This window comes from Flammeovirga sp. OC4 (assembly GCF_000812565.1).
In the GTDB taxonomy this organism is placed as follows: domain Bacteria; phylum Bacteroidota; class Bacteroidia; order Cytophagales; family Flammeovirgaceae; genus Flammeovirga.
The window spans coordinates 17,586-35,493 of sequence record NZ_JTAM01000085.1; the positions used below are offsets into that span (position 1 = coordinate 17,586).

Here is a 17,908-nt window from a genome sequence, read left to right on the forward strand (position 1 = left end):
AATGATAAAAAGAAGTGAAAAACCTGCTTTTTAAAGCATTTCGGAAAAGTATTCTACTTCTCGTTAATCCGTTATTAACTTTCAATAAGGAAATATTAATTTCTATTAAGAATTCACACAAGTACTTATAATCAATCATTTAAATCAACAATTATCAAACTATAGATTAATTTTTTATAAATATGTCGATTAATCCAATTTTTTGATACGATTCTGTAAAAAAATAAGTAGCTTTGATGTGAAATTTAATATTAGAGTGAAGTAGCAAAATATCTACTTCATTGTAAAACTAGATGAACAATTTAACACTTCAAGTGTAAACACTAAAAGTGTAAGACACAATTTAAAAGATTATGCAAAAACTTAAGATTGCAATCCAAAAGTCAGGAAGGTTGAGTGATGGTTCACTTAACTTAATCCGTCAATGCGGAATCAAAATTCCTAGAATGAAGGGAGCTTTAAAAGCTGAAGCTAGTAATTTCCCTCTAGAATTTTTATTCTTAAGAGACGATGACATTCCAGGATACGTCCAAGATGGCGTAGCTGACCTTGGCATTGTCGGTGCCAACGAGGCTGTTGAAAAAGACAAAAACGTTGACACTATCCATCATCTTGGGTTTTCTAAATGTCGACTTTCAATCGCTATCCCTAAGGAACAAGAATACAATGGTATTCAAGATTTAGACGGTAAAAGCATTGCTACTTCTTACCCTAAAATCTTAGGAGACTTCTTAACTGAAAAAGGCGTAAAATGTGATATTCATGAGATCTCTGGATCAGTGGAAATCGCTCCAAATATTGGTTTGGCTGATGCTATTTGTGACTTAGTAAGTACAGGTAGTACATTAATGCAAAACAACTTGAAAGAAGTAGAAAGCATCTTCAAGTCAGAGGCATTATTGATTGCCACTCCTGGTCTTTCTGAAGAGAAAAAAGAAATCATTGATCAGTTAATGTTTAGAATTAACGCTTTACAGACTGCTGATAACAATAAATATATTCTTTTGAATGCTCCAAAGGAAAACTTGGACACTATTCTCAACTTATTACCAGGTATGCGTAGCCCTTCTATTCTTCCATTGGCTGACGAAAGTTTCGTTTCTGTACATACTGTAATTGCAGAAGATGATTTCTGGTCAAAAATCGAAGAACTGAAAGCTGCTGGTGCTGAAGGTATTCTTGTTGTTCCAATCGAGAAGATGATTTTATAAAAATTACTATTGAGGTTATGATGGGTAAAAGCTCATCATAACTTCTTTTTATTCTATCATACTTCTCTTCTAAATGAAGACGAAATATGAAATTATATAAAAACCCCTCAAAAGAAAATTGGTCAGAGCTATTACTTAGACCTGCCATGAGTATTGAGGAAATAGAGAAACAAGTACAGCCCATCCTAAAAGCTGTACAAAATGAAGGTGACGCTGCTTTAAGAGCTTTTTCTTTACAGTTTGATAGAGCGGATATTGATTCTTTTTTAGTTTCAAAAGAAGAATTTGACGAAGCTGAAACGCTCGTCGCTCCTGAATTGAAAGAATCTATTTCAATTGCTATTGAAAACATCACAAAGTTTCATGCTGCCCAAAAAACGGAAACTTTGAAAGTGGAGACGATGAAGGGAATCCAATGCTGGAGAAAAAGCGTTCCTATTCAAAAAGTAGGTCTCTATATCCCAGGTGGAACTGCTCCTTTGTTCTCTACTGTAATTATGATTGGTGCTCCAGCATTGATTGCAGGTTGTGAAGAAGTATTTTTATGTACTCCTCCTAACTCTAAAGGAAAGATTCATCCTGCTATTTTGTATGCAGCAAATAAAATTGGTTTAAAGAAAGTATTTAAGGTAGGTGGAGCTCAAGCGATTGCCGCTATGACTTACGGTACTGAAAGTATTCCAAAGGTTTCAAAGATTTTTGGACCAGGAAACCAATATGTAACAGCTGCCAAACAACTCGCTACTAAAGAAGGTATTGCTATCGATATGCCTGCCGGACCATCTGAGGTATTGGTTTGGGCAGATGATACTGCCAACCCTTCTTTTATCGCAGCCGATTTATTGTCTCAAGCTGAACACGGTACAGATAGCCAAGTAATTTTAGTTTCTACTTCTGAAGATACTATACGTAAAACGGAAGAAGAATTAGAAAAACAATTAGCTGTACTGCCTCGTCAGGAGATTGCTAAAAAAGCGTTAGACAACAGTAGAAGTTTCTTGATTGAAGATGAAGCTACAGCTTTAGAATTGGTCAATGAATATGCAGCAGAACACTTAATCTTATCGTTAAGTAATGCTGAAGAAATTGCTGAAAAGATTGTCAATGCAGGTTCTGTATTTGTAGGCCATTATACACCTGAATCTGCAGGTGATTACGCTTCAGGTACAAATCATACACTTCCGACATACGGTTATGCTAAAAACTATTCTGGTGTATCTTTAGATAGTTATTATAGAAAGATAACATTCCAGAAAATCGACAAAGATGGTTTAAAAGCGTTAGGACCGCATGTTGAAAGAATGGCAGCAGCAGAAGAGTTAGATGCTCATAAAAATGCCATTACAGTAAGATTAAATGAATGCTAATGCATTATTTTAAATACATAAAAAAACCTTCTCATTTTACTTGAGAAGGTTTTTTGTTTTTATGTCTTCTAGAAAGTTGATTTAACCTGCGGTCTTAATTTTTCTAACAAAATAATAACTTCCGCTTTATCTTGTAAAAAGTTATCAACTCTACTGTGTACCAATTTCATTCTTGTATCGATGTCTAAACTATCAAGATCTTCATCATCTCCAATGATATTTTCACCGTCTACATATTCTTCATAAAGTAACATGCCATCATAACGGACGATCTTAAAATGAAGAATTGAAGAATTTAAATCATCACCACTTAATTCAGCACTAAAAGTGTCTAGTTTTAGAGGTTGAGAGTATGTCAATTCATATTGTTTCATATACAGCAGATCCTCGGCAAGCGATTCTTCAATCGCATCCTCTTCACAACTCATAAAGAGCAGCAAAACTAATCCATATATGATTTTTTTTATTGACATCTAATATTTATTCATTCAACACTTAACAAAGATAGGACTTTTTTACGTTTAATTTTAACTATTTTTCATATTTTGTTAAAGGCCTCTAAATATCAATGTTAATTAATGTAAATACTACCATTAAAAGATTAATAAAATGAACTTTTTCAAAAAACCTCACAATAACAGACAGTGGAATGTTTAAAAATGTACGAAAGGAATGAAAAAAAATGTCGTACATAGTTTAAAATTCTTTAATATTCATTTTGTTACTTTTCTAAAAGTATTTTTTCACCACCATAAAAAAGTATCAAAAATAGGTACTTTTGTTCCCTTTCAAGCTTTTTTTTACGGGTAAAATTCATTAAATCCTATTGTTTATTCGAAATTCAATACTTGAATTATACAACTCAAAAAAAATGCTGTTAACTATCAAAATTGGCTTATAATATATCATTAGAACCTCTATCATCCCCATTAAAGAATTATATCATTAATTGACATTTATGAGTAGAAAGTAATATTACCGTAAAAATTACATTTGTTAAACAACATTTTAACTTGATTTTTAAAACTGTGATATCAACATAGTACAAAAGTGACAACTTCATTTTCATCAAGTTTAAATCATAATTTACATTCGAAATAATCTGAATAAGAGAGGTATGAAGAGCTTAATTTTTAATTCATTATTTTTTCTTAGTCTTTTACTCTTCAACATCAACGTGGAGGCTAAAAAAAAACTAAACCTAATGTAATTTTTATTCTGGTGGATGACTTAGGATATATATATACAGTAAAAAAACAGAGGAGAAATTCTTTGAAGAGCAATCTAAATCAAAATGATATGCTATATCATTTTGAATCATCATCGATTTCAATAATAACTCCATGAGGTTAAATATAAAAAAACAGTCTAACTACATCATAGTTAGACTGTTTACTCTCTTTGTACTTATCTATATATTTATGTCTAAATCTCAATTACATAACATACTCAGGTCATCTTAAGTTCCATAAATTGAAAAATGAGATTATTTTAAGACAAATCTTTTATCAACAAATAGATCTATTCCCTGCATTATTAGTAATAAAAAAGCTCTCAATAGCATAAACCATTGAAAGCCTTCCTTAGAACCCACAAACTTTTTCTAAAAATCAATTGCAGCTGAATCTCTTAAATATAATAAATGAGTTTGAGCTAATGAGGTGTCACTAATTTGAAACTCAAAAATGAATTGAGGTGAACTTGACATCGCACTATCGGAATCTCTATAATCTCGTTTACGTAAAGAATAAATCACATTGTTCACTTGACAATAATAAGCATCTCTCATACCACTAAACTTCAACTTGATATCATAATGGTTTTCAATGTTCTTTTTCAAATCATAAAATTCACTTGATTTAATATATAATTTACTCGTGAAAATTGCCGAATAAATAATATCATTCTGATTTTTAAACACTGTAATTTCACCACGGTGCCCACCTAAACTTGTAATTGTTTCAACCGAATGACTATATCGTTCTCCAAGTGAAATACCTTTAATTGATTGTGCATTAATTGTAAAACTTGTTACCATGAAGGTAAACAACAGCATAATTTGTAGTTTTAGCTTTCTCATTTTTAAGTTGGTTTATATCTCTATTTCTCTGCGATTGGCAAACAGAATAACGTTTCATTATCCTTCATGTTTACCTTGTTGTGATTTCAGATTTGATGAATAAAATCGTATCAAACTACAACTTGTTATGCTTGATATTTTGTAGCTACACCTAAATCACAAGAATAGAAAGATTGATAATTGGTTTATATTAATTGTTTGCAAACTAACAAAAAGTAAGGATTGATGCTCTTAACAATTCATAAACAGTTATAATAAGCACTTATAACATGATCTTACCGTTTACGGGATATGCTCTAAGTTAGTACTAGACAATAGTTAAGGTTATGAGAAATAAAGTAATAGACAAACTAGCTATCAATTCATTATCTAAAAAAAGGAATATGGAAAAACCCCACCTAATTCATAGGCAGGGTATCTACAATCAAAACAGTAAATAATCAAATCTTGAAGCAAGGTTAGTTATTTCATAAACTTAATAATACATCATTTACAACGATCTCATATATCAATTTCTTGGTACGGATACTTCATCCGCACCTTGTAAGACAGTAGTTGGGTTATAGTAAATATCTTATTCATTTGGTTTTGTATTTATCTAGGTTACACAATACTAAACGCAACTTGATCACATTACGATTTCCTTGAAAAGACCAAAAATTACCTTAATAGTCTATATTGCTTTGAATGAAGTATTTGTTGTACTTTTCTAATGATATAGTCACTGAACAAGTACTTCTTTACAAAAAGTTTTATCTTTAATTAGTCCTCAAGAAGAACAAAACTTGTTATTCATGTTTTTCACAAGGGCCGTACAAAAATTAAATATTACCGATTAAAAAGAATGGAATACGAGCTAGTTTATAAGAGTGAGTATATCACTAATTTTTGGAATGCTCCTAATAAAATTCTTAGAACAATCTGGACTACACCTATCAGTATGCCAGAAGAAGAATATAGACAGGAGGTTTTATCACATTTAGAAATTACAGAAAAGTTTGGCCCTCAAGGAATGCTAGTAGATACTAAAAATGCCTACTATAATGTAATGCCTGAAACTCAAGATTGGATCAATCAAAAATTTGTTGGTTTGGTCGCTGAAATAGGGCTTCAAAAAATGGCTTGGATTGTTTCTGAAGATTTCTTCGCACAAATTTCTTTTGATCAGTTTATTGACGACGCCACTGATCAACAAGCTTTAAAAATTCAATATTTCACTACAGAAGATGAGGCCCTAGAGTGGCTGATACAATAACTATTCGATCCATATCAATAAAAAATCTTAATTATAGAGGAGTTCTACTCCTCTTTTTTTATATGTACTAAAAACTCTTTCTATCTTTAACCTCCGTATAGTAAAGCACAATACTTCCATGCTACTGAAGAAAATTTTTTAAAAGTGAGGTATTGATAAGAATGAAAGAAATGAAATTTAAAGAAGTTCAAAAAAGTGACTATATCTCAAACTTTTGGGATGAAGAAAGTCGAGTTTTAAAAACAATATGGAACACCCCTATCGACATGTCAGAGGAAGTTTACAGAGAAGTAATCCTCTCTCAGATAGCACTAACAATAAAATATGCACCTAATAACATTTTAGTAAATACCGAAAATGCTCATTACCATATTTTACCTGAAACTCAAAAATGGATCAATGAAAAGTTTGAATTAATGATGACTCAAGTCAAAATAGAAAAGATGGCATGGATTGTATCGGAAGACTTCTTTGCTCAAATTTCTTTTGATCAATTTATTGATGATGCTAACCATAATGAATCATTTTTAATTCAACACTACACTTCAGATAAAGATGCTTTAGAATGGCTATTACAGAAGGGTTGATTCACTACTAATTACACAAGTATTTTCATTTTCCAACCAACCTCATTAATAACGGGTGAACAAAGTCACTTAAAACCACATCCAAGTCAGCAAAAGTGTACTTAAAGTACAAAATATTGTATTATTTTAATATGTAATTACAATTATTTGGTGTTATTTCAACGCTTTTAATGTAAATAGTGATGACGATCACCAAAAAAATAAATATAAATATCAATAATTGCAGTAATACAAATTTTTTTAATTTTCATACTTCTATTTATGACTAAATTCAATTACACTCTATTATTTGTTTTAGTATCAATAAATGTATTCTCTCAAGAGCAAACCTACGATGTATCCTTTTTAAAAAATGTAAAATTTCCAAACGTAATTAATATTGAGAACGAAAATCTAAAACTAAACGGACATGGTATGCATTCAGAAGGAGTCTTTAAGCTTTTTGTATGTGGTTTATATGTCTATGAAAGGACCGATGATCCTATTAAGATTATTTATGATGATCATGCTAAAATGATCGAATTGGTCATTACTTCAAATCAATTTCAATCAGATAAAACAATTGAGGAAGTCAACAGAACACATGATGAAAATATGAAATTAATGAAGTCTGGAGAATTAGGTGACGTGGTCAATAATATCAAAAAATATGATGGTATTATACCCCATAAAATGATTTCTGTAGACCAAAGTTTCAGAACATTAATAACTGAAGCCAACATAGGAGAAGTAGACGAAATTGGAGGAGAAATTGATGCTTTTTTGAGTATTTTTAGAGATGAAATAAAAATAGGAGATCATTTTAGATTTACTTTTCACCATGATAAATTATATTTATCAAAAAATAATGAGGATAAGGCATTAATTCACGGTAAAGAATTTCAAAAATGTCTGATCAATATCTTTATTGGGAACATGGCTTTTAATCAGTCACTGAAAAAAGATCTACTTTCTAAAGATTTATAAAATATTTTATCAGTAGTATAAGCCGTTGCATTTTTAGGAATCAACGGCTTTTTTATTTTTACAAATACTTAGTTGTTAACTAAATTATCGACTGAAATCAGGAAATTTCAAATGATCTGTTGGACACGAATGTCGCGAATACTTAACATTCGCCCATTGGAATCACAACTCTTTTTGTTTGGTAGTTCGAAACTCGGCCTTGAAGGGAAAAGCGTGAAGAATTTCATGGAGTGAGTCGTTAAAAATGATTTTCTTGTTTGAGCTTTAGCGAGTTTAAAATCATTTAGGCGAAAAAAATGAAATTTAGCTTTTGACTACTATACCTTGACTTTTTTGCTTCGTTTTCGTGTTAAGACAAAAATGAAGAAGGAGAAAGTTTGAAAGTAGATCCTATAACATCTTATTGAAAGTTAAAGAAAAAACAGGCTCAAAAAATAATAATATATAGATGTTATTAGACAAAAAGGTTGTATTTGAGCCTACAAAAACAAAAGACTACTATTTCAGTTTTTCAATGTGTATATTCTAACTAATTAGAGATCTATTCTCTGATTCAAATTGCGAAGCAATTATACCAAAAACGTATTAACTCCAAAAACAACTCTATCTTTTAACCATGACTTACAAGACGCTATTCTTAATAACAATAGGTGTATTTATTTTTTTTCAGTGTGAGAAAAAACTAGAGAAAAAACCTACAACGATTTACACTGTCAATGTCAAAAAAATTCAAGCTCAAAAAATTCAACCTTCCCTTGAGCTTTTTGGAGAAATAAAAGCGGAAGGCAAGCATGAACACTCCTTCTTAATTGATGGAAAGTTATCAACGATCAAAGTTAAAGAAGGACAGAATGTTAAAAAAGGGGCTATTTTAGCTCAATTAGATAGAAGTGATTATCAAGAAGCTCTCAAAATAGCAAAAGCCAAACTGGATGAGGCAAATGATCAATTGGAACGCCTCACCAAGATGTACAAAGCAGGAAGCCTTGCTGAAGCAGATTATAACAAGATTGTTTTTTTACAACAACAGGCTCAATCCAATTACACCTTATATCAAAATAAATTAAATTACACTACACTCAGGGCCGCTGTTAGTGGAACTGTAAGTAAGATTTGGGTCAAAAACGGAGGAGGAATTTCCAAAGGAGAACCTATTATTAGAGTCATCAATAACAACTCTGTATTGGCAACAGTAGGTATTCCAGAAAATAAAGTCAACGGAATCGACTATAACAAAAACTGTAATATCATTATCAATGCTACTCGTGATACTCTCTCTGGTTCTATCACAACTCTACACCCTACAGCGTCTAAGCTTTCTAGAACTTTCCGATTAGATATCCTTATCGACAATAAAGAGAATAAATACAGGGAAGGAATGCTTTGTAATGTAGAAGTTTTTGAAACTGGGAGTGAAGAAAAGATAAGTATTCCTATTCAATTAGTCACTAAAGATATTGATGGGTTGAATTATGTGTTTGTGAAACGAAAAGATATAGCTCATAAGCAAAGAGTTTTTACTGGAAAAATCAGTGGTAATAATATCATTATTGATAAAGGTTTATATACCAACGATGAATTAATCCTTAACCCTCCTATTAATTTAATGGACGGAAGTGCTGTTAAACTTTAAAACCAACGATTATGTCTATTGTAAAGCAAGCACTCGATCACAAGCAGATTATTCTAACTATTACTTTTCTAATTGTCATGTACGGCATCTTTTCCCTTGAAACAATGCCAAGAAGAGAAGATCCAAAATTTAATATTAGAGAAGGATTAGTAGTTGCATTTTTTCCTGGTGCAAGTAGCACTGATGTAGAGAAAAAAGTAACTGCAAAAATTGAAGATGTCCTTTTTAGCTTTGAAGAAGTTAATAAAGAAAAAACGTACTCCAATTCAAGAGAAGGTGTACTCTATGTTGTAGTAGAATTGCAGGATTACGTTACCCAAGCTGATATTTTTTGGTCTAAATTACAGAATCGCCTTAATCTTCTTAAACTTACTGAGTTACCCTCTGGTGTCATCGGCCCCATAGTCCAATCTGACTTTGGAGATACCGTTGCACTATTAGTTTCTTTCCAAAGTCAAAACAGAAGTAGTAGAGAAATACAAGGATATGTTGATGAATTATGCGATCGATTGAGGGAGATTTCTTCTCTTTCAAAAATTAAGAAAATGGGCTCTAAAAAAGAGTGTTATTACATTAACGTAGATTATAAAAAACTCAGTCAATATAAAATCTATACTCCTCAAATTCTGGCTTCATTGGCAGGGGAAAATCTCATTGTGCCCTCCGGAAACATTGAAGTAAATGGTCTACATACACAATTCATCAGTACACATCAGTTTTCAAATAAGTCTGATATAGAAAATCAGATTATTGCTGTTGGTGCAAAAGGTGAAACAATCCGAATCAAAGATATAGCTGAAGTAGAAAGAGGATTTAAGGAAGATGACCAACATATAAGAGTAAATGGCACTTCTTCCATTCTTATATCCATGGAAATGCAAAATGGGTTTAATATCGTTGACTTTGGAGAGGAAGTAGAAACAATGATAGAAAAATATCAGGAAGAAATTCCTTCTGATGTGAAAATTGACTTTGTCGTTAATCAACCGGAAAATGTTAAAGAAAGTATTAATGATTTTATTCGTGAATTCTTTATTGCAATTGTTTCTGTAATCATTGTCATTCTTCTTTTATTACCATTTAGAGTGGCTTTGATTGCTACTTTGGCCATTCCAGTTACAGTGGCATTTACGTTTGGTATTCTAGATGGTTTGGGCATTCAACTGCAACAAGTTTCTCTAGCATCTCTTATTGTTGTTTTAGGGATGCTTGTGGATGATGCTATCGTTATAGCAGATAACTATGTTGAAAAACTTGAGGAAGATCATGACCCTTATGAAGCTGCATGGCAATCCGCTGATGAGCTTAAAATCCCTGTTTTCACGGCAGGTTTAACTATTGCGGGAGCATTTTTCCCTCTTATTACGCTTTCTGGTGCTGTAGGCGAATTCATCCACTCTTTACCTTTGACAGTAGCTATAGCAATTAATGCATCCTACTTAATTGCCATGCTTCTTACTCCATACTTATGCTACACATTCATTAAAAAGAAATTTGAGAAAAAAGAAAATGGTAAAAAGAGCATGCTTGATTATTTACAGCTGTTCTTTGATCACGCTATTGACCTTTCTTTTAAATATCCAAAGACACTTTTTGTGTTTTCAATACTTTCATTTTTGGTAGGAGGAAGTCTTTACTTTCTATTAAAACAAAAGCTATTTCCAGCAGCAGAACGTAATCAATTTGTAATTGAGATTAGAACTAAAGAAGGAACAGCATTGTCAGTGACTGACAGTATTACACTGGAAATTGAAAAACATATTAATGGTAATGAAAAGCTCGTAAGTTATGCAAGTTTTGTGGGTACTTCTTCTCCAAGATTTTACTATAATTATGCTCCTAAGTTTCCTCAAAATAACCTTTCTCAATTATTGATCAATACTGTATCTAATGAAGCTACTGAAGAATGGGTAGCAGAACTAGAAAATAAGCTTCCTGAACTATTCCCACAAGCAGTGATTGATGTCAAAAAAATGCAACAGGGTACTCCTTATGAAGCTCCAATTGAATTAAGAATTAAAGGAAAAGATTATACTACTATCCAAACCATCGGAAAAGATATTAGAGCAATTTTAGAACGCTCACCTTATTCATTTAATGTACGTAACGACCACTTTGAAAACCAACTGAGCATTGAGATAAATACCATCAAGAATGTAGCCCAACAATTAGGAATCAGTGAAGCCACCATTATGCGACAACTTACAGTGGCTTATTCTGGAATGTCTGTTGGGACACTATGGGAAGGTAATACAGCATTACCAATCATCATCCAAGACCCTTCGGTCAAAGAAAAAGATATTGAAGGACTTAAAAACTTTTATGTCACTAGTATGATTACAGGAGCAAGTTTTCCACTGATGCAAGTTGCTGAAATTACTCCGGCTTGGATGCCTTCCAATATCAAACATAGAAACGGAGTTAATACGTTAACAATCGAATCTCAGACTAAGGTTGATGTGCTCCCTTCACAAGTAATCAACTCTATCAAAAAAGAACTCGAAAACTACGAAATGCCTCATGGTTACACACTAGAAATAGGGGGAGAAGATGAAAGTCAAAGGGAAACTTTTGAAGAAATGAACAACGTAATTCTCTATTGTGTATTTATCATTTTCCTAGTGATTTTAATGCAATTTAAAACGCTCAATCAAGTAGGTATCGTTTTGGCTGCCATTCCACTTAGTGTTTTTGGGGCTTTCTTTGGATTGCTCCTTTCGGGCTATCCTTTTGGATTCACTGCATTTGTTGGATTAGCCTCTTTGATTGGCGTCTCAGTTAGAAATTCTATTATCTTAGTTGATTTTGCAAATGAATTGGTGGTGAAAGAAAATCACACCATCAAAGAAGCTGCTATTGGTGCAGGAAAACGAAGAATCAGACCTATTTTCCTTACTACCATGGCCGCTGCTATTGGTGTGACTCCTATGATTATTTCGGGATCTCCAATGTGGGCTCCGTTAGCCACTGTATTAGCTGTTGGTCTTGTGTTTTCCATGTTTATGACGCTATTAACAATTCCGGTGCTTTATTGGAAATTTGGAATGACCGATGAACTCAAAAAACATATTACAAAAGGTGCTTCTGTCGTCTTAATTCTTTTCCTTTTACAACCTCACACCACAAAAGCACAAGAAATAATACAACTAGATCAATGTGTAGAAATTGCCAAACAAAATAATCAACAGCTACAATTGATTCAGTTAGAAATTCAAAAAAAACAAAAAGAGGTCAACAAAGTTACTGCAAACTATTTGCCTACAGTGATGCTTGATGGAGGTGTATTTTGGTACTATCATACAGAAAGAAAGTCAGATGTCAGCCTCAAGGTAAATGAACTACCCGTATTGGGTGCGGTACCTCCTATTCCTTTTGGTGCAGAATTTACATTGGCTGAAAATAATACTTTCTTGGGAGTTGCCAACCTTGGTGTTTATCAACCCATCTCACAAATTTTCAAAATCAAAGCAGGTTCAGAAGTCAAAGAGATTGATTACAAAATCGTTCAGAATAAATATTATGAAGCTGCACAAAAAATCCGCTCTGGAGTATCAAAACTGTATGTAGGTATCGCAATTGAAGAAGCAAAGGTTTCAACTTATCAAGAACAGATTGAGTTGATTGAGAAAAAGCTGAAGGATGTTAAAGTAGGTGTTGAGGCAGGTGAATTATTAGATGTATATGCCATCGGGTTAGAAGCTGATTTATTAGATCATCAATCTAAATTTCAACAATCTAAAATCGATGCATCAAAATATAGATTACAATTAAATACGATATTAGACTTTCCTCAAGACTCATTATGGAAGGTCTCCGAAGTTACTTTTGATTCTATTGGTGTAATGGAATTGTTGGGTACTGTAAATACCGACTCTGCAATCATTCATGATAACTATAGTGTTAGAGAATCTAGTTTAATGATAGAAAAAGCAGAGGCAGGATTAACCTATCATAAAAATCAACATATACCTGACATTACCTTAACGGCACAAGGTTTCTATTTTGGTAATATTCCTCTTATCCCTCAAACTAATGTTTTAGTGGGAGCAACATTAAGTTGGCCCATTCTTCAATGGGGGAAAAAATCACGAGATGTCGAAATCTCTAAAATTCAGTTACAACAGGCAAAGCTTCAATTGAATGAAAATAAAAAAGAAGTCAGAAGAGATATTATAGTAGTTTCCGAAGAACTGCGGAACGCGATGGTAATTCTTCAAACAGCTCAAAAGGCATTGAATTTTAGAAATAGAGAATTGAAAATCAAAAAAGATGCCTTCGATAATGGGTTATTAAATTATAAAGACTACTCAGACTGCCAAGAGAAAAACCTTGAAAGCAAAACTTTGGTTTTAAAGGCTAAAGCAAACGTGATTGTCAAAGAATATGAACTTCGAGGACTAATCAATAGTCAATAAAAAAACAAAATTGAAGGATAATAACATTGTATAGTAGATCAAAGGTGAAATAATCGGAATATTTTATATTTCGCATTTCACCTTGTATCTTATTACTAACCGATTAGTATGATTACCTAATTTTGTTTTAATTTATTTCGCTCCATTGAAAAAATCTAGATTCAAAAAAACATTATCCCTACTTCAAAATATTGGAGTTGACGAGAGGTTAGATAATATGACGATCAAAAAAGTTCATCTAGCAAATAATCTCTCATTTATGTGCATGGGAGCTGCAACGATACTATTTCTTTTCTCAGCAACTTATAACATCCCTCTTGAAGCTAAATTATTTCTTGGTTGTATTGGTCCTGTTCTGTTGACAATACCAACTTTAAATTATTTTAGAAAATATCGCATTGCTCAACTTACCTTCTGTTTATTAGCTCTAGTGATCATTTTCTCAATGTGTGTTACTTTAGGACGTTCCTTTCATTTTCAATATGTACTTCTCCCCTATCTTGGCCTACCATTTGTCATGTTTGAAGATGAAATTGGCCTTAAAAAGATTGGCCTTTCACTGTTAGGTATACTTCTCTTTGTCTATCTCGACTGGCATTTTTGTCACTTTGTACCGTTAATAATAATACCTGAAGGTACTCCGGGAGGTAACCGTTTTCTCACCGACATTCTTATATTCGGCATCGTGTTTTTATTATTCTTTTTCTTTATCAATGAAAACAAAAGCTATATCAGAAAGCTACAAAAAAAGCAAGATCAACTCGTTGATAAAAATTATGAGTTAGAGCATTTCACCTATATTTGCTCACATAATCTAAGTGAACCACTACGTACCACTAGTAGTTTTTTAGAGTTTGTTAAAAGAGAAATTAAAGATTCAAATAAGAAATTAGATATCTATTTTAACTATATCAGAGACGAGGTAGAAAAAATGGATAAAATGATAATCAGTCTCTTAGCGTATTCCAAATTAAGTAGAACCTATGAATTCGAATATATTAATTTGAATACTACACTTTCCTCAATAAAAGTAGAATTGAAGGAGTCAATTGCAGCTCAAAATGTCGTAATAGATCATGATACCCTTCCTGAAATCATTGCAATACCCTCCCTAATAAAGAAGCTCTTCAAACATCTCATTTCTAATTCAATCAAATATCATAGAGAGAATATAATCCCAAAAATTTCAATTACCTGTAAAGAAAAACCTCACTATTGGGAATTCTGTATAAAAGATAATGGAATAGGTATTCGTGATGATAATCAACAAAAAATTTTCAACATGTTTACCCGACTTCATTTGGATACAGAATATGATGGTATTGGGGTTGGATTGACTTTTTGTAAAAAAATCATTGAAATGCATGAGGGTAAAATATGGATAGATTCGAAGTTAGACAAAGGAAGTGAATTTTATTTCACTATTAAAAATAGTACAATACCCAAAGGCCTTGAATTATTGAAAATTGTATGATTATAACATTGTATAGTAAATGAGAAATGAAATCAAATCAATCTTTTACATTCTTGCAATCTCATTGTATATTAATGTACAACCAGAAAAAACCTAATACTCATAATTAATCCCTTATTTTATTGAAAAATTTAAGATTCAAAGAAATTGCACTCACACTTCAAAATATTGGAGCGTATGAGGGATTGGACGCTGATACGGTCAAAAAAATTCATTTAACCAACTCAATTGCCTTTTTAGGGTGTATATCAGCCTTAGGAATGCTTTTCTATGCATTTGCGGTAAATACTCCATTTTATGCAAAACTAGTCACTGGATTAGTGGTTCCTGTAATCTTAGTAATGCCACTTCTCAATTATTGTGGTAGATACTATGCGGCAAGAGTAGTACATTGTATTATTTCATTATTTATACTAATGACTGTCGCAATTGTATCTGGCCCTGCCTTACATTCTCAGTTCTTACTTGTACCTTATTTGGGGCTGCCTTTTATTTTATTCGATGAAAAATTGAATAGAGTAAAAGTTTTACTTTCATCTGCAGGTATTATTGGCTTTATCTATTTGGAGTGGCATTTCAAACATTTTGAACCATTAATAGTACTGGATAAAAGCATTGTATGTGAAACTCGATTACTCAATGAAATTATCCTTTTTTGTTTCATCATTGCCCTTTTTTACTTCTTTACGTCAGAAAGCAATAAGTATTTAGAGAAACTAAAAAAGAAAAATGAAGAGGTAGAAGAAAAGAATAAAGAATTAGAACATTTTGCCTATATCTGCTCTCATGATTTGAGTGAACCGTTACGAACAGTTGACGGTTTTATTGGTATCATAAAAGAAGAATCAGATCCAAAAAATGAAAAACTAAACACCTATTTCCATTATGTCCAAGAAGCCAACAAAAGAATGAATACCATGATATTAAGTCTTTTGGCTTTTTCGAAACTGCAAAACAAAAATTCCTACCAAATCACAAATAGTCAAGATATTATTCATGAAATTGAAGTAGATTTAAATCAATTGATTCAAGAAAAGGAAGCCAATATTGAATATTCTTTTTTACCTACAGTCCACGGCCTACCAACACAACTCAAACAGGTTTTTCAAAATCTGATCATCAATGGAATTAAATATCAGCCCCAAAATGCAAAACCAATCATTCATATTACTTGTGAAGAAACACCTGACTATTGGGAATTTTGTGTTGCAGATAATGGTATTGGAATAAAAGAAAAAAACCTAAAGAAAATCTTTCATATGTTTACTCGACTTCATTTAGATGATGAATTTAAAGGTCAGGGTATTGGATTGTCATTCTGCAAAAAAATTGTTGAAATACACAAAGGTAAAATCTGGGTTGAATCTCAATATCAAAAGGGTAGTCGATTTTATTTTACCATCAAAAAAGATTTACCTGTTGAAATGTGTCAAACACCTACTAAAACTCTGTTTTATAAGCCTAAAAATTATAAAAATGTAGATTAAAAATTGCCCTTTCATAATGAAGAATATTAGGCATAACATATTAAACATTGGGGTTCAAAAAGGACAATCTCCATTTGTAATTAAGAAAGTGCGTATATTAAATGAGCTTTCTTTAATTGCTGTAGCTGTAATCATAATATTTTTTGTTACTTCACTATCCATCAATTCCCCTATAAATGTTACAATAATTAATGGTTGCCTAATACCCGTTTTTGGTATAATTCTACTTCTCAACTATTATCAAAAGTATTATTTATCTCAACTTATATATTGTGTTTTATCAATAATAATTATTGGTGGCATGGCTATTCTTTTGGGAGAAACTTTTCATTTCCAATACCTATTTATACCTTATTTAGGGTTACCATTAGTCATCTTTGAAGAAGAAAAAACTCGAAAAAAAAATATATTCGCATTATTAGGGGTACTAATGTTTACCTATCTAAGATGGCACTTTTATCATTTTGAGCCATTCATAACAACAACTGATGAGTTACAGGGATATAGTCAAATTGTTGTTGATTTTATCAATTTAGGAGTGTCCTTAATCATTTTATCTATCTTCTTATCAGAAAATAATAAGTACATCAATAGTATAAAAGATAAACAGGAACAACTCGAACGGAAAAATTATGAGCTTGAACATTTTACCTACATCTGTTCTCATAATCTAAGTGAACCTCTCCGTACAACAAGTAGCTTCCTAAAGTTTATCAAAAAAGAAGCACAAGGTTCGAATGAGAAATTTGATCTCTATTTTGACTATATTCATGATGAAATGAAGATCATGGATCAAATGATTTTAAGCTTGCTAACGTTCTCTAAACTTAGCCATGAACAAGAATTCAAAGTCACTAACCTTAATGGTATTCTTGCTGAAATTAGGAATGAAAAGAAAGATGTGATTTCTCAAAAAAATGTGGTGTTTACCTACAACGTGTTACCTGAAATTGATGCTGTACCAGAACTTATCAAATTACTATTTGAACACCTCATTACCAATGCGATCAAGTATCAAAATGAAAGTGCTATTCCTGAAATAAATATTACCTATAAAGAATGTAGCACCTATTGGCAATTCTGTATCTCTGATAATGGCATTGGTATTACAGACCAAAATCAAGATAAAATCTTTGATATGTTTACTCGGCTTCACCTCAAATCAGAATATGAAGGTATTGGTGTTGGCTTAGCTTTCTGTAAGAAAATAGTGGAAATGCATAATGGATGTATATGGTTTAAACCTAAACAAAATGAAGGCAGTCAGTTTTTCTTTACCATCAAGAAACAGGATAGTGTAAAAATATAGACTGTTTTTTCTAAAAATTAATAAATCAATTTCAACATCAAAGTTATCAGTTACTTTATCACACTAGTAGTATTTTTCTGCTTATCCCTGCCTATTATTTATAGTTACCCCATTAGTTTGGACT

Annotated in this window: 12 protein-coding genes; 10 read left to right on the forward strand and 2 right to left on the reverse strand. The window is 31.9% G+C overall.

The window, feature by feature from the left end; all coding sequences use genetic code 11:
• Positions 1-353: 353 nt before the first annotated feature.
• Together hisG and hisD are read left to right on the forward strand one after the other, a co-directional pair.
• Positions 354-1,211 carry an ATP phosphoribosyltransferase gene (gene hisG, locus PL77_RS26365; RefSeq protein WP_044211913.1) on the forward strand — a complete coding sequence of 286 codons (858 nt, stop codon included), beginning with the start codon at positions 354-356 and terminating at the stop codon, positions 1,209-1,211.
• 86 nt (positions 1,212-1,297) lie between these two features.
• Positions 1,298-2,578, forward strand: coding sequence for a histidinol dehydrogenase (gene hisD, locus PL77_RS26370; RefSeq protein ID WP_044211915.1), 1,281 nt, complete (start codon positions 1,298-1,300; stop codon positions 2,576-2,578).
• Between the two features lie 68 nt (positions 2,579-2,646).
• Here the strand turns inward: hisD and PL77_RS26375 are convergent, their stop codons facing one another.
• Entirely contained in the window at positions 2,647-3,051 is a 405-nt protein-coding gene (locus PL77_RS26375; RefSeq protein ID WP_156152555.1) for a hypothetical protein, read from the reverse strand.
• A gap of 1,130 nt (positions 3,052-4,181) precedes the next feature.
• Entirely contained in the window at positions 4,182-4,658 is a 477-nt protein-coding gene (locus PL77_RS26380; RefSeq protein WP_156152556.1) for a hypothetical protein, read from the reverse strand.
• An 844-nt stretch (positions 4,659-5,502) separates the two neighbouring features.
• Between PL77_RS26380 and PL77_RS26385 the strand changes: the two genes are divergently transcribed.
• The 8 genes from PL77_RS26385 to PL77_RS31085 all read left to right on the forward strand — a co-directional run bounded on the left by PL77_RS26385 (position 5,503) and on the right by PL77_RS31085 (position 17,784).
• Positions 5,503-5,913: a hypothetical protein gene (locus tag PL77_RS26385; RefSeq protein WP_044211921.1), complete on the forward strand. Its 411-nt coding sequence runs from the start codon at positions 5,503-5,505 to the stop codon at positions 5,911-5,913.
• A 170-nt stretch (positions 5,914-6,083) separates the two neighbouring features.
• On the forward strand, positions 6,084-6,500 hold the full coding sequence (locus PL77_RS26390; RefSeq protein ID WP_156152557.1) for a hypothetical protein: 417 nt from the start codon (positions 6,084-6,086) through the stop codon (positions 6,498-6,500).
• Positions 6,501-6,761: 261 nt separating this feature from the next.
• Complete coding sequence (locus PL77_RS26395; protein WP_044211924.1) at positions 6,762-7,466, forward strand: chalcone isomerase family protein; 705 nt, start codon at positions 6,762-6,764, stop codon at positions 7,464-7,466.
• A 616-nt stretch (positions 7,467-8,082) separates the two neighbouring features.
• Complete coding sequence (locus PL77_RS26400; protein ID WP_044211926.1) at positions 8,083-9,099, forward strand: efflux RND transporter periplasmic adaptor subunit; 1,017 nt, start codon at positions 8,083-8,085, stop codon at positions 9,097-9,099.
• A gap of 11 nt (positions 9,100-9,110) precedes the next feature.
• Entirely contained in the window at positions 9,111-13,514 is a 4,404-nt protein-coding gene (locus PL77_RS26405; protein ID WP_082026750.1) for an efflux RND transporter permease subunit, read from the forward strand.
• Between the two features lie 145 nt (positions 13,515-13,659).
• The gene (locus PL77_RS31075; protein ID WP_156152558.1) at positions 13,660-14,988 is read left to right on the forward strand and encodes an ATP-binding protein; all 1,329 of its coding nucleotides are present in this window, start codon (positions 13,660-13,662) and stop codon (positions 14,986-14,988) included.
• Between the two features lie 122 nt (positions 14,989-15,110).
• Positions 15,111-16,475 carry an ATP-binding protein gene (locus PL77_RS31080; RefSeq protein WP_052444756.1) on the forward strand — a complete coding sequence of 455 codons (1,365 nt, stop codon included), beginning with the start codon at positions 15,111-15,113 and terminating at the stop codon, positions 16,473-16,475.
• Between the two features lie 301 nt (positions 16,476-16,776).
• Positions 16,777-17,784, forward strand: coding sequence for an ATP-binding protein (locus PL77_RS31085; protein ID WP_172665956.1), 1,008 nt, complete (start codon positions 16,777-16,779; stop codon positions 17,782-17,784).
• Positions 17,785-17,908: the final 124 nt, after the last annotated feature.

What these genes read in the sequence shown, in the direction of transcription:
- hisG (WP_044211913.1), top strand. Translation starts at nt 354, where the DNA reads ATGCAAAAACTTAAGATTGCAATCCAAAAGTCAGGAAGGTTGAGTGAT.
- hisD (WP_044211915.1), top strand. Translation starts at nt 1,298, where the DNA reads ATGAAATTATATAAAAACCCCTCAAAAGAAAATTGGTCAGAGCTATTA.
- PL77_RS26375 (WP_156152555.1), bottom strand. Translation starts at nt 3,051, where the DNA reads ATGTCAATAAAAAAAATCATATATGGATTAGTTTTGCTGCTCTTTATG.
- PL77_RS26380 (WP_156152556.1), bottom strand. Translation starts at nt 4,658, where the DNA reads ATGAGAAAGCTAAAACTACAAATTATGCTGTTGTTTACCTTCATGGTA.
- PL77_RS26385 (WP_044211921.1), top strand. Translation starts at nt 5,503, where the DNA reads ATGGAATACGAGCTAGTTTATAAGAGTGAGTATATCACTAATTTTTGG.
- PL77_RS26390 (WP_156152557.1), top strand. Translation starts at nt 6,084, where the DNA reads ATGAAATTTAAAGAAGTTCAAAAAAGTGACTATATCTCAAACTTTTGG.
- PL77_RS26395 (WP_044211924.1), top strand. Translation starts at nt 6,762, where the DNA reads ATGACTAAATTCAATTACACTCTATTATTTGTTTTAGTATCAATAAAT.
- PL77_RS26400 (WP_044211926.1), top strand. Translation starts at nt 8,083, where the DNA reads ATGACTTACAAGACGCTATTCTTAATAACAATAGGTGTATTTATTTTT.
- PL77_RS26405 (WP_082026750.1), top strand. Translation starts at nt 9,111, where the DNA reads ATGTCTATTGTAAAGCAAGCACTCGATCACAAGCAGATTATTCTAACT.
- PL77_RS31085 (WP_172665956.1), top strand. Translation starts at nt 16,777, where the DNA reads ATGGCTATTCTTTTGGGAGAAACTTTTCATTTCCAATACCTATTTATA.